At 40.0% G+C, this 11,147-nt stretch carries 12 protein-coding genes; 2 read left to right on the forward strand and 10 right to left on the reverse strand.

Annotation, left to right across the window (positions count from 1 at the left end):
* Nucleotides 1–80: 80 nt before the first annotated feature.
* Nucleotides 81–365 carry a hypothetical protein gene (locus tag G7Y42_RS13160; RefSeq protein ID WP_206215465.1) on the forward strand — a complete coding sequence of 95 codons (285 nt, stop codon included), beginning with the start codon at nucleotides 81–83 and terminating at the stop codon, nucleotides 363–365.
* A gap of 723 nt (nucleotides 366–1,088) precedes the next feature.
* Here G7Y42_RS13160 and G7Y42_RS13165 read toward each other — a convergent pair.
* From G7Y42_RS13165 to G7Y42_RS13205, 9 genes are all read right to left on the reverse strand, one after another.
* Nucleotides 1,089–2,033, reverse strand: a complete 945-nt coding sequence (locus tag G7Y42_RS13165) for an L-lactate dehydrogenase (RefSeq protein WP_165006897.1) — start codon at nucleotides 2,031–2,033, stop codon at nucleotides 1,089–1,091.
* 125 nt (nucleotides 2,034–2,158) lie between these two features.
* A complete protein-coding gene (locus G7Y42_RS13170; RefSeq protein WP_165006901.1) occupies nucleotides 2,159–2,398 on the reverse strand; it encodes a hypothetical protein in 240 nt (79 codons plus the stop codon).
* A 193-nt stretch (nucleotides 2,399–2,591) separates the two neighbouring features.
* A complete protein-coding gene (locus G7Y42_RS13175) occupies nucleotides 2,592–2,915 on the reverse strand; it encodes a hypothetical protein (protein ID WP_165006904.1) in 324 nt (107 codons plus the stop codon).
* A gap of 56 nt (nucleotides 2,916–2,971) precedes the next feature.
* On the reverse strand, nucleotides 2,972–3,202 hold the full coding sequence (locus G7Y42_RS13180) for a hypothetical protein (RefSeq protein WP_165006907.1): 231 nt from the start codon (nucleotides 3,200–3,202) through the stop codon (nucleotides 2,972–2,974).
* A gap of 609 nt (nucleotides 3,203–3,811) precedes the next feature.
* Complete coding sequence (locus tag G7Y42_RS13185; RefSeq protein ID WP_165006910.1) at nucleotides 3,812–5,185, reverse strand: PTS ascorbate transporter subunit IIC; 1,374 nt, start codon at nucleotides 5,183–5,185, stop codon at nucleotides 3,812–3,814.
* Nucleotides 5,186–5,205: 20 nt separating this feature from the next.
* Entirely contained in the window at nucleotides 5,206–5,490 is a 285-nt protein-coding gene (locus tag G7Y42_RS13190; protein WP_165006915.1) for a PTS sugar transporter subunit IIB, read from the reverse strand.
* Nucleotide 5,491: 1 nt separating this feature from the next.
* Nucleotides 5,492–7,513, reverse strand: coding sequence for a BglG family transcription antiterminator (locus G7Y42_RS13195; RefSeq protein WP_165006918.1), 2,022 nt, complete (start codon nucleotides 7,511–7,513; stop codon nucleotides 5,492–5,494).
* A 211-nt stretch (nucleotides 7,514–7,724) separates the two neighbouring features.
* Nucleotides 7,725–8,024 (reverse strand): rRNA processing protein, encoded by a 300-nt coding sequence (locus G7Y42_RS13200; RefSeq protein ID WP_165006921.1) that lies wholly within the window; start codon nucleotides 8,022–8,024, stop codon nucleotides 7,725–7,727.
* A gap of 79 nt (nucleotides 8,025–8,103) precedes the next feature.
* Nucleotides 8,104–9,135, reverse strand: coding sequence for a Gfo/Idh/MocA family oxidoreductase (locus G7Y42_RS13205; protein WP_165006924.1), 1,032 nt, complete (start codon nucleotides 9,133–9,135; stop codon nucleotides 8,104–8,106).
* 186 nt (nucleotides 9,136–9,321) lie between these two features.
* On the opposite strand from G7Y42_RS13205, the gene G7Y42_RS13210 reads away from it, so the two are divergent.
* Nucleotides 9,322–10,206 carry a MurR/RpiR family transcriptional regulator gene (locus G7Y42_RS13210; RefSeq protein ID WP_165006927.1) on the forward strand — a complete coding sequence of 295 codons (885 nt, stop codon included), beginning with the start codon at nucleotides 9,322–9,324 and terminating at the stop codon, nucleotides 10,204–10,206.
* Between the two features lie 71 nt (nucleotides 10,207–10,277).
* On the opposite strand, the gene G7Y42_RS13215 is transcribed toward G7Y42_RS13210, so the two are convergent.
* Complete coding sequence (locus tag G7Y42_RS13215; protein ID WP_165006930.1) at nucleotides 10,278–11,114, reverse strand: class C sortase; 837 nt, start codon at nucleotides 11,112–11,114, stop codon at nucleotides 10,278–10,280.
* Nucleotides 11,115–11,147 lie beyond the last annotated feature (33 nt).

Genomic DNA, 11,147 nt, shown 5'->3' on the forward strand with positions numbered 1-11,147 from the left:
CCAGCTAATAAGCTGGACATTTTGACAAGCAGCAAGGAGTTTTATAGTTGAAGAAAGTTCATTCATTTTTAAATTATCTCATGGGCGCGATCACGATCGTTGCACTGTATCAGGCGTTTTTAAAATATCCAGATTATGGAACAAAACTGTTGTCTCTGACGCATGATCCGACAGCATATTCGCCTACGCTAGTTTTATCTACATTGACAGCTGGCGCCAAAAGCGCGACTTATTTTTTCCATAAGACAACTAGTATCTTGAAACGAAAAAAACAACGAAAACAACTGATTATGGTCATCGCTGCTATGGTCATCATTTACTTTTTACCAGTGATCACCCAAACATTCCACCAATACTTTGGTTAAATATAGATAACATGTTTAAAAAGCGGGATTTGCTTCCCGCTTTTTATTATGGTCAAGCGATCTATCCGACCGATTCCCATAGCAATCCTCAGATTTCTTCAGCAATTTGTCTTCACAGAATGCATTTCGGACAAATCAATCACAAAATCGATCTGGATAGCCGCTACAATATGACAAACGGATCAATCGCTGCAAATAATCAATGCTTAAGCATAAACAAATGACTAAAAGTACGCAAAGTATCAAAAATGTTGCAAAATCTATTTTGATACCGTTTAAAAGAGGTGGAATAGGGCTATGGATCATTTATTTGATCATCGGTTTATTTTTTATATAGTTTAGTTTACATAATATATATTATACAAAGTAGATTCAAAGAGAACCAGAATACTATCAAACCACAATCAAACTGAATTTCACTCCAATTTTTGCTTTTTTCGACTCGTGCAAAATTTTAAAATTATTTTGCAGGTTTCTCTGCAATTTTTGACGTAGATTTCACTTCGTGTTGTAAAATTTATGCTTATTTGCCAGATTTCTTTTTATAAGGACTCTGTGGGATTTCTTGAAAAATGATGTAAATCGTATCCTAGAATGAATTTTTAGTCTATAGTCCATATTTAGATTGCTATATTGATCGCTATCGAATTTCATACAAAAACAGCTCAAAACGTGCCTAAAAACGTTTTGAGCTGTTGCTGACTTGCTTCCATTTATAATGGTTTATAATACAGTATTTAAAACATTTCTCAATTCACTTACTGAACGTTCGAACATTTCTTTTTCTGGTTCGTTGATAGATAATTCAACAACTTCGCGTACGCCATTTTCGTCAACGATTGACGGTACACCAGTAAATATATCCTCTTCACCGTATTCACCCGTTAAGTAAGCGGAAACAGGCAATACGGCTTGTTCGTTGTTCAAGATTGCTTTTACGATACGAGCTGTACTCATACCGATACCATAATAAGTCGCTTTTTTGCGATCGATGATTTCATATGCAGCATTACGTACTTTATCTGCAATGACATCTAATTCGTCTTGTGCGATTCGGTGATCTTTTTCTACGATCTCAAGGATTGGTTTTCCGCCGACTGTTGTGTGTGACCATGCAGCGACTTCTGAATCCCCATGTTCTCCTAGAATATACCCGTGGACGCTTCGTGGATCGACTTTCAGTTTCAAAGCGATTTCTTTACGGAATCTTGTTGTATCTAATGTTGTTCCAGTTCCGATCACGCGAGAAGTTGGTAATCCAGATTCATTCCAAGCGATATACGTTAAAATATCTACAGGGTTTGATGCTACGACTATAACTCCGTCAAAACCGGAACCCATGATTTCTTTGACGATTTGGCGCATGATTGACGCATTTGTTTTAACGAGATCCAAGCGAGATTGTCCTGGTTTCTGGTTGATCCCAGCAGTAATCACTACTAGATCTGCATCTTTACATTCTTCATAACCACCAGACCAGACAGCGACATTCTCATCGCCCCAAGCCATACCATCTAGAAGGTCTAATGCTTCTCCTTCTGCTTTTTCCTGATTCACATCGATCAAAACTAATTCATTAGAAATCCCTTGGTTGATCATTGCGTACGCGATACTTGTTCCGACGAAGCCAGTTCCGACGATGACAACTTTACGACTTGTTTTTTTCATGAATAAACAGCTCCTTTTCATCGTTTATTGTTATTTTCATGAAAATTATATCGCCCTACTTGTCATTCATCAATATAATAATAGTTATAGTTACTATTATATTTTTTTATAGATAATTTTCTTTCTTAAAAGCGCAAGACAGCTATGTTATAAATGATCAATCCCATGTAAGCAGCTAAAATCAGAAGGAAAATCAATGCTAAAACCAGTGGCCAAATACTTGCTGTCTTCTTTTTATCGAAACTATATACAGGTTTCGGTCGCTTGATCAATGAGTATAAAATTAAACAAAAGATCAGTATCCATAATAAGAAACCGATTGCCCCCAACCCTAAGATATCTTCATTTACGATGGCGATTCCCATGCGACAACGATCACCCTTTCTCCTTGTGTACTGCACAAAAATCTTGAGACAGGATCATAGAGCATCTTGCCATCTTTATGGACGAAATAAAGAAAAAGTGCTTCATCGAACAAGTCAAAAAAGCAGAGATTGACAGAAAATAATTCTTCTATACTGTGGAACGGGATCAATGCTATGCACCTCGCAGCAATTTTTATTTCGTTTTAGTGTAGACATTTTTCTTTAATTCATCTGTATCCGTAATCCCTTTTTCATAATTCTCTCTGATTGTCTCCTGCTGTTTTTTATACGAGGCAGATAATTGCTTTTTGAATCTTCGTCTATTGCGTCGGTGACCGCCTCCCGATAAGTACTCGATCAAGCGTTTCACGATAACAACGAACAAATAGATAGCAAAAAAGATTGAAAGCCCATAACGAAGCAAGTACATAATAATAAAATGAAAGAAATATAAATTGGCATCGATTTGGGCAACTAAACGACTGTTCAAAAAGGCAGAAACAATTTCTACATACATTCATTTACACCTCATATTGAATTTGATAAAACGTCTCGTGATACTCTTCATACGAATTATTTATAGCGTTTATATTGACTTTGTTTACTTTGATTCTTGGACACAGGTCTCTTTGCGCTTGGATTTGTCGTCATTTTTTTCCCTAGCATCAAGGCAAGTATGACAATAATGAATATCCCTGCTAAAATGACGATCATATGTTTCGATAAGTATTCAGAGAACAATGCAAGAAGATCTGTTTGTCCGACTACACGATCAGTTAGAAGTCTTACCCAAATTTGTCCCACCGTCTTCCCCTCCTCTCTTTCTAGTTGGGAAGTGAATATTATGAAGAATAAGTCCAGTGGTTCATCTTGGATAAACTATGTCTTTTTGACTGTACTCTATTTTTTTCTGCCACGTGTCCAATTGACAATGGATTCCCACCTATGGACGCTAATCTTCCAAATTAGAAAGATCAGCGTATCTATCATCACTGTATGCTTACTAGTGAGTATTTATCAAATGAAGAGAAGTCACAAATGGAAACGGCCATTACTAAAACATCTATTTATAGCAACTTATCTCCTATATTGTGCCATGAACTTTTTTCTTCTTCTCTTGATTGAGTTTAGTTAAAAGGCAAGATCGTGATTACTTCCGATCGATCAGGTGGAACAGTGATGATGAACGGCAGAATCTACCCTCTTCTAGAAAAACAAGCGCTTATCTTAGAAAGCAAATCAAAAACAAACGTATAGATATAGAAGAAAAACTGCTTGTGGCATTAGGTTGTGAAAATTCCGATTAGTTTCGAGTATTAAGAAAAAACTTGTGAAAATTTCTTCTTATTTATTGAAACTGACCACTTCTGTCACAACCTTATTGTCCAAGCAGTTTTTTATCTTAAAGCTCGCTTAATTCTGTTCTTTAGGAACTACGTTTGTGCTTTTATCGGTAAAAAAGAAGCTAGATAACACAACAAGCAAAAAGAATCCGATGATCCCGACTACAAGTGCTAGCTGTCCGTATTCCCCTAATTTTCCTAATAGCAGACCAGGGACCAGATAATCTGTATCTGCAAAGGTAGAAGAAGCAATCTGCAAATCACCGAGCACTGGTAAAATGAATAACGGTAGCCAGCTGATCAGCAAGCCATTGAATGCTGAACCTAAGATCGCCCCTCTTCGTCCGCCAGTCGAATTGCCGAAAACCCCGGAGGCCGCTCCGCAAAAGAAATGTCCGACTACACCTGGAATGATCACTGTCGTTTTCAATCCGATCATCGCAAGCATCGATAGCGTCCCTACTAGAAAGCTGACAAAAAAGCCGATCAATACAGCATTTGGCGCATATGGAAAGACGATCGGAACGTCTAACGCTGGTTTTGAATTTGGCACTAGCTTCTTCGCGATCCCTTGGAAGGCAGGGACAATCTCGGCTAATACCATTCGTACGCCTTGAAGGACGATGACGAATCCAGCGGTAAATGTTCCAGCCTGGATCAAAGCAAAAATCACTGCGTTATCGCCATTGCTCAATTCACTTTCAACAAATCCAGGTCCTGCTAGCAAGGCTAAGGCGACATAGACGATCGACATCAATAGCATGATGGAAACTGTTGAATCTCGCAAAAAACTAAAGCTTTTCGGGATACGGATCGTTTCTGTCGAATGCTCTTTATTGCCGAAAAACTTTCCGATCCATCCGCTTGAAGCATACCCGATATTTCCTGTATGCCCTAGCGCGACTTGGTCATTCCCAGTGATATTTTTCATAAATGGCTGACAAAGTGCTGGAGTGATGGTCAGCAATGTTCCTTCGAAGATCCCGCCTAACAAAATCATCCAAAGATCAGGCTCAAATCCGGCACTTACAAGGATCACAGCTGTTAGACATGAGACGTAAAGCATTGCCTGCCCTGTTAAAAAAATGAATTTATAGCGGGTAAAACGAGCAAGCAAGATGTTCACGATCATCCCAACTAGCATGATCAGCGCAGTGGGCGTACCGAATTTTTGCAAAGCGATCGCGACCACTGCTTCATTGCTCGGTACGACTCCTTGTGTATGGAGCGCCGTTTGGAACATAGATGCAAAAGGGGTCAGTGAGTTGCTGATCAATACTGCCCCGCCGATCAGTACGAGGAAACCGACAAATGTCTTGATTGTTCCTTGGATGACTTCAGAAAGCTTTTTCTTTTGCAAAACCAACCCTAATAGCGCAATCAGCGAAACGAGAATGGAGGGCTGGCTGACGATCGAAACAAATAAATTGAGTAACTTATCCATTGAGATTCCTCCTTGAGTGATTAGTTTTCAGCAATGATCTGTTCTACTTTCTCTTTGACTTCTTCACTATCGATGATCGACTGAAGCAAAATGAGTTTTTCTTCAGGTATCGCAGTCAACGTGTCTTTTAAGGAATGTTCGATGAAAAAGTAATCGGCCATGTCACTTGAGACACTTCCTACATCCGTATGGCTGACTTCGAATCGTTCTAGATCTGCTCCTGTATCGGCTAATGCCTGTTTGATATTCATTTCCACCATAAAACTTGTTCCTAGTCCACTTTGACATACTGCTAAGATTTTCATGTTATTCGTCTCCTTTTTTGATGATTTCTAGAATCTCCTGTTTGTTCTGTGCAGCTAATAAAGCTTGAAGGTTTTCTTTACGAGAAAGCAATCTGGTCAGATTGGCTAAGGCACGCAAATGCGCTTCATTATCGATAGCCGCCAAACAAATGAACAAGCTGATCGGGTGTTTTGGATCATCGGCTAGATCGACGGGCTCATTCAATTTCAATAATGACATCCCGACTTCCTTTACGCCATCTTCCGGCCGAGCATGAGGCAAGGCGATATGGTCGCCAATATGGATAAAAGCACCATACTGTTTGACTCGTTCGATCATTGCTTGGACATAGGATTCTTCGATTTTATAGGTAAGAAGCAATGGCTGTGCCGCTTTTGTAATGGCTTCTTCCCAGTTAGGCAGATGATCGGTCAGTTGGATCATTTCTTCAGATAATAATTCAGATAACATAGGGCGACAGTCCTCCTTTTTTTCGAGTAATTTGTTCATTTTGCGATTCAATACTTGGTAGAGCTTTTGTTCATCGACGCCTTCTTTGAATTCGATATATGGCAGTAAAGCCTTTACTAATTCATTGGCTGGAGGGAGTGAGAATCCGGGGATCAGCCAATCTCTCTGGACTTGATTGATCAATCGGTTCTTTTCCAAGTCACTCATGATCGGTCGCAAAAGATAAAGAGACTTTCTTTGATCGCTAAGGGTGATCGGAACGGTCGAGAAGATGATATCATAGCTGGTTTCTTCGATTTCATGCAGTCGGTCCACAGAGTTGGTTTCTGTAAAGAGGATCGTCGGGAACAACTGCTGCAGTTCATTTTTTAAAATCACTGAAGAACTGACCCCACTTGGACAGACGATGATGGCTTTGACCTTTTTTTGCGTGGTCTGACTTTGGGCTTTACGGATTTCTCCGCCAAATAAAATCGTGAAATAACCGACTTCTTCTTCTGGGATACTCTTTCCTATACATTCTTCTAGAGGAAGCAACGCTTTTTTAGTCAATTCAAAGATCGAAGCATACTGCTGTTTGATCTGTGTGATCATCACATTAGGTAAATCAAATGAATAAGAGATCCTGAAATACGCGGGAACTAGATGATAAAAGAAATTTGTCAATAATTCTCGAAAAGATTCGAATTCCACTGCCATCAGCGATTCCATTCGATGGATCACTTCTGAAGAACGATCAAGTAAAAAGTCCAGAGAACTGTCCCGTATATCCCCTTGGACCACCGTCGCTAGACATAGAGCGAAAAAGAGGATCTCTGTCTCAGATAGTTTTTCTTCCATCAGAGGAGTTAAAACAGATCTGCTGAGCGCTGAGACATTCAATGAAGCGAGCAATGCCGGATTTTCTATTTCTTCCAAGGGAATCGTTGCGATCCGCTTCTTGGTCATTGCCAGGAAATAAGCCAGTTCATCTACTCGGTTTGGTGCAAATTGCAGATCGGAACCATCAAGTGCCAAGCCGAGAATCTCTCTTGTTTCTGCGTAGCAATCCAGAGCGATCGTCGCTGTCCAAAATGCTAATCCGAATCTTCCATTACGTGTCTGCATCAGATGAGCCACTAGATTTTTTGCTTTTCTCCGTAGGGCAAACTCTGAGCCTTTCAGTACGAACCCGGATCTTCTCGTGTAATCCAGGTGAAGCTCTTCTGAAGCGATCTCTTGTCTGATTTTTTTGATATCCGTTAGAATTGTGCCTTTTGATACTTTCAGAAAGTCTTGGAAATGAAAAACAGAAAGTGTTTCAGCTTTGGAATAAACCAACAAATATATGAGTGCTCTTCGTTCTTTTTCTGTATAGACGATTTCAGCATGTGAAATACCTGAAACCTGTTCTGCCCATTCAAACGGACGGACATTTCTCACATAGATTTTTTCTTGATCCATATATTCAGTAAAAGGTCGTACTTGCTCCATCGCCTCCTTTTTTGGCAGTCCTATGATTCGTGCAGCTGTAGTTATCGCTACTTCTTTGTCGGCAAAAGCTTTCAGGAGATAACTGATTCTTTCATTCACTTGCTGTCCACCTCCTAGTTGTATTCTAATATGATAACGCTTTAAAAACGAGGGTCGTTGGGTACAAATCCCTGTTATGTTTTTCTTTTGATTGTACCGAAGCTGTTTGTTTGGCACTTTACGCACGGAATGCTTTTTGCTGAAGGATTGCCCGTTAAATAAAAAAGCGGGAGACTTGATGTCCCCCGCTCCTCATAGTAAATAGATAAGATTAGTGCTTATGCTTGTTTTTCGATGTCACATCTTCAACTTTTTCTTTGACATCTTCTACGAGTTTTTCGATTTCTTTTTCGAAGCGACTCGCTTCTTTAGGTTCTTCTTCTTCCACAGAATTCGAACCGGACAAAGCAGGCTCTTTGTGAGTTGTTTCATCGGAGTTCGTGCCTGCCAAGGATTCCTCTTTATGCTCTGTTTCACCTGAATTCGTCCCTGCTAACGCTACGTCCTCATCCGTTTTAGGTGCCATTGAGCCTCGCAGACGTTTGTGTTTTTCACCGTCATAATTTGTCATAAAAGTTCCTCCTCATGTTCCTCTTCTTTTCTATAGTACAATAAGAAGAAATGAGCGTCAAAACACAAGGCCGTTTCCATTACATTTTCTTTTCTTCTTCTTGAAGAGGTCTGATCCCTTCTTCCAAGATCTGCATCTGCAAGATCGTTTCTTCGTCTTTTACGATTTTTTCTGCGCCATTGATCAGCGTTTCATAGATGCCTTCATAGACTCGGCTATAATCCCCCACTTCAGAGACTACTTTTTCTTCGTGATAGTTTCCTTGATCATCGATATACGTCAATACACCATAATGTTCCGGACGATCGATCCCGAAGTCTTCATGATCAGGCATATAAAACATTTTCAGATGTTCTTCTTGGCGATCTTTCGTTTGTTTGACAAACATCCCCTTTTTTCCATAAACGACAAAACTTGGACGTTCCTTGATTCGGAAATAACTGGATTTGACTGAGATTTTCATGTTGCCATAAAAGAAATCCAGATCAAAATAATCATTCATACGGCCTTTTCCTAGTAGTTGGCGTACATCATATTGGATATCATCCGGTTCACCAAAATAAGAAAGCACTTGATCGACCGTATGGCACGCATGACCGTATAAGTAACTGTTCGCTGTTGAGAATTCATGAGTGTTTTCTGGTACTTCCGGTCTGAAGTAATCATAGTGCATCTCAACTTCTAAGATATCTCCTAATTTTCCGCTTTCGATTACTTTTTGAACTGTAAGGAAATCAGAATCGAAGCGTCGATTTTGGTAACATTGGATGAACAGTCCTTTTTCTTTCGCTAATGCGAACAATTCTTGTGCTTCTTCAGATGTTTCGGCAAATGGTTTTTCGACTAAGACATTTTTCCCATGTTCCAATGCCATCTTTCCATATTCATAATGGAATTGGCTAGGTGTCGTGATAACCACTAACTGGATCTCCGGGTCGTCCCACAGATCAGTCAGCTGGTCTGTATATTCGATTTCATCAAAGGTTTCCCATACAGGTTTTGAGGGAGAAAAGATTTTTTTTATGTTGATTTTGTCAGATAATTTTCTGGAAAATGGCAAATGATAACGATTCGTACTCTTTCCATTTCCAAGATAAGCGATAGTAAGCATCGTTGTTCCTCCTTTTATTTGTTATACTCAGTATAGCAAACCAAGAAAAAAATCTCTGGATATCACCAGATTTTGGCAAGAATGTTCAAAAAATGGCTGATTCTCATCTAGAAACTGAAAAATATGTTCAAACCCCATTGATTATCAGACTCGATCAACGGGGGATGTTCGTGGAGGTTGGAGTACATGCTTATCGAAGAAAAATTAGCCCAGCAAGAATCAATGACAACAACAGAAAAGCGGATCGCTGATTACCTGCGAAGAAACCTTGAAACAGCCGTCTACATGACGATCGAGGAACTAGCAAAAGCTACATATACGTCGCATTCGGCGATCATCCGTTTATGCAAAAAAATAGGCTTTACCGGTTTCAAGGAATTTCGTTTTGAACTAGGAAGAGAAGTCCACCAGCTGATTGCGCAATTCAATCAAACCATCGATCCGAATTTCCCATTCACTAGTGAAGATCATCTGCAAACCATCGCCAAAAAAATGGCAGACCTGACTATCCAGTCGATCAAAAAAGCGCAGCTTCAGATCGAAAATCAAGAATTGGGTCAATTAGCGGAAGTATTGAATCAAGCAGAGCGGATTTTTCTCTTTGCTAAGGGAGATTCACAAGTGACAGCCCGAAAATTCCAGAACAAACTAGTCAAACTGAACAAATTCTTGATCTTAGCAGAGGAATACAGCGACTCCTCTTGGAACGCTGCTAATCTGACTGCAAAAGACTGTGCTGTTTTTATCAGCTACAGCGGGCGGATCCACCATTATGAACGCATCATGATGTACTTGTCACATGTAGGAACTAAGACACTGCTCATCACTGGAAATGAACGTTCTGAAATGGCAAAGCAAGCTACTTTTTGTCTCACTGTCGCACAAGATGAATATGATTTTGCCAAAGTAGCCACGTTTTCTTCTCAAGTTGCTTTTGATTATGTGTTGAACACCTTATTCTCAGTCATGTATGCACAAAATTTCGAGGAAAACATCCGGAACCTGCACAGTAAGCAATCCTTACTGCAAACTGGATTACTGAAGGAATATCGAAAAGATCAGAACGATTAGCTGAATCGACTGTACGTCAAAAAAGACTAGGATGTCGTTTGCTCCTAGTCTTTTTTGACGTGTTTTGGCTGTCAGTTATGTCTTCGGTATTTATAAAAAAGAAAAACAAGAATCGCCAGAATGGCAAGGCCTGCTGTGAGCAGACTTATCAATAGGAACTGTTTCTTTTTCGTTACCTGCTGGATTTTTTTCTCTGCTTCTTTCGGTGCATAAGGGATACGGTGTCCACGGACAAGTAATCGGTGACTGTTGACCATATAAGGCGTGCAAGTCAGCAATGTGACAAGGTCTTGTCCTTTTTCGATATGGAGATCGTCCGTGTTTGTCGGCTCGACTGTTTTTATCTGATCCACTTCATACGCAAGTGTTTGACCGTTGCTCTCGATGTAAAAAGGATCCCCCTTCTTCAGCTTTGGTAAATCCGTGAACAACTTTGCTTGAGGAAGTCCCCGATGGCTAGAAAGAACGGCGTGCGTGCTTTCACCCCCAGTCGGGTAAGAAGTGCCTTCTAGCAAAGAAGCGCCTTTTTCTAGTAATACAGGGTTCGTTTCGTCGAAAATCGGTAATCGGACACTGATTTTCGGGATCGTTATGACTCCGATCGTGTGCTCTTTCAGATAAGTAGGTTTGGCTGATTTCGGGATTTTCGTTTCCTGATCAAAAGAGACTGTTCCTGGATGGCCTCCCTCTTTTTCTAGTGTTTTGTTCTTTTTGACCATCTGTTCTTGTATCTCGGTCATTGCTTTTTCATTTTCCTTTGCTGCTTTCTGTTGGTAATGAGCAATCAACTGCTGATCTAGATAGTCATTCAAGGCATCACTGACAAATGGATAGGATAACACACCGATCCCTATAATCAGCAGGATGAGCATCAAACAATCGATCAAACGTCTTTTTCCTTGGTTCATGTTCTTCCTCCAGTTTTATCATTAAAAAAGAAG

Source organism: Enterococcus sp. ZJ1622 (assembly GCF_011038845.1).
Classification (GTDB): domain Bacteria; phylum Bacillota; class Bacilli; order Lactobacillales; family Enterococcaceae; genus Enterococcus_B.